This is a genomic window from Crocosphaera sp. Alani8, from assembly GCF_038442745.1.
GTDB lineage: Bacteria > Cyanobacteriota > Cyanobacteriia > Cyanobacteriales > Microcystaceae > Crocosphaera.
This window is the reverse complement of sequence record NZ_JARVCN010000452.1, coordinates 1-2,231: the sequence shown is the minus strand read 5'-3', so window position 1 is coordinate 2,231 and position 2,231 is coordinate 1. Positions and strand designations below refer to the sequence as shown.

2 protein-coding genes are annotated in these 2,231 nt (G+C 35.4%); both read right to left on the bottom strand.

Features of this window, described 5'->3' with window-relative positions; genetic code table 11:
- Positions 1 to 41: 41 nt before the first annotated feature.
- On the bottom strand, positions 42 to 377 hold the full coding sequence (locus P9B04_RS22115) for a helix-turn-helix transcriptional regulator (protein ID WP_342057124.1): 336 nt from the start codon (positions 375 to 377) through the stop codon (positions 42 to 44).
- A gap of 465 nt (positions 378 to 842) precedes the next feature.
- Positions 843 to 2,231 (bottom strand): ATP-binding protein (locus P9B04_RS22110; RefSeq protein WP_342057123.1); only part of this gene is annotated, 1,389 nt, incomplete at its 5' end.

The following is a 2,231-nucleotide window of genomic DNA, read 5'->3' as shown; positions in this document are numbered from 1 at the left end:
AGCCTAAGATTTGTTTGAGTTTTTTAATCTTATTGGGGGATTCAACGATGAGTAATGGCATGATTAATTATGGGAGAATTTTTCCTTTCAAAAGAATTAGCAGAAAATAAGCCACCAAGAAAAATAATAGAGACAAGGTGGCTATTATTATGAGCATTAAACTTTTCTCGTAATTTAAGAAAATAATTTTTGATCGTACCAACCGATATATGAATGCTCACTGCCATTTCTTGGTAAGAATAACCAAAGCTTAACCATTCTAATAATTGCCGTTCTCGTTGAGTTAACTTAATTTGTTGGCACTGCTGATGGTAAAGATTAATTCTTGAAGAAATTTGTTGTAAAGGAACAGACTGAGACTTAAAATTATTGTTCATATCTTTCATCTGATTTTCAAGGAGTAAAGAACTTATCAATGGATAATTGACAATTGACAATTGATAATTAATTAATTCGGTTTAAGACCTCTCCTTTTAAGGAGAAAAAAGTAAAAAGCGTGACTTCCTATCCAATCCTCTTCACTAAGCGGGAGAGGTAATTATCCATTATCCATTATTAATTATCAATTATTGAATGATGGTCTTGGAACGAGTTTTATGATAAAGTTAATCTATCAAAAAACTTCCGAAAATAGCAACAATAAATCAAGGAAATTTGTCTTTTTTGAAGAATTTTAAGGTTTTCTTTATAAGAAAAGAGAGTAATTGATAAAATTATTGATAAATTCAATAATGAAAAGAGGAAAAAAAAGATAATAAATTCAGGACAAAAAAAGAAACCTCCTCAAGTTGACGAGGAGGTTTTAAAATTAATAATGTTTAAGGGAAGTAAAAAGAATTAAGTTAACAAGCCTCACCCCAAAGATTAGTTTGAGGAGGAGCAAACACAGAATTATCAGGAGAAGAACTGGGTTCACTAACAAAACGAGCGCGGTTTTCCATCGCTAAAACTCGTTCAGTATCTCTAATATAAAGAGGAGTAATCAGAGAACGAGCTTGTAAAAAATCATCTAAATCTAAGTAGAGAGAATCAACACCAGTATAAAATTTAGTTTTAGCAGCTTTTTCAACGAGAGCTTGTAATTCAGCCCCAGTAAAATTTTGGGTGCGGTTCAAAAGAATCGCCCATTGTTGTTGAGTTAAAGGAAAATAAAGCTCTCCTTGACTATAGCGAGAGTCAAAACGATTAGCATGGAGTTTGAGGATTTCAAAGCGTTCGATGGCCTGTGGAAAGCCAACATAAAAAATGCGGTCAAAGCGGCCAGCACGGGTCAATTCAGGAGGCAAAGCATCAAGACGATTTAAGGTAGCAATAACAAAAGTTTTAGTTTGCTTTTCTTGTAACCAAGTTAACAAAACCCCTAAAACTTCTTGAGAATTAGAACCGCCATTAAGAGCAGTATCAGGGTCAAAAAATTTATCGAATTCATCGAAGTAACAAACGGCAGGAGAAGCGGATTCGATACGGAGCAAAAGTTGTTTCAAATAGGCCGCACCTTTGGATTTAATGATATCAACGCCGACACTAATTAAAGGAAAACCCAATTTAACTGCGCAAATTTTGGCAGTGAAGGTTTTACCCGTACCAGGGGGGCCAGCAAATAACCAACCCTTGGGAAAAGGAATGCCATTGGCTTGAGCAAAATCAGAATAATCGATGGCAACTTGAGATATAGCGGTTTTAATTAAATCTAATCCTCCAACAGTGTGATTGGGAGTGCGAAGAAAATTTAATCCCAACGCTGAGAGTTGTTGTTGTTTATAGGAGAGTAATTGAGGCTTAATGGCTTGTGATGGGTCGATTAAGCGTAAACCTGTGATTATTTCCGCCGTAGATAAACCAGCTAAAGGAACAGCTAAACTTTCGTCGTTTGTTCCTAGTTCCCTGTTTAAAAGGGTTTTAAGCTCGGATAGGTTGGGAAGTGGCCAATTAACCGAAGGAATCAAAGGGAGTAAATAATCGGGTAAAGATTGACCAATCCCATTGGTAAGAATAAAGGAGCATCTATTTCTTTTTTGAGTTATCAGAGAGATTAGCCATTGAATAATTTGATATTGTTCAACACCCGAGAAACTATCTAATAAAGTAGGAAATTCATCGAGTAAATAGAGTTTGCCAGAGGCAATATCAGGATTTTCCTGAGAACTAGAAATCGTTAAAGGAACTAACTCAACACCCAATCTTTCACTAAGTTGCTTGAATTGTTGGAAAACTAGAGAGCGATCGCTTAG

What these genes read in the sequence shown, in the direction of transcription:
- P9B04_RS22115 (WP_342057124.1), bottom strand. Translation starts at nt 377, where the DNA reads ATGAACAATAATTTTAAGTCTCAGTCTGTTCCTTTACAACAAATTTCT.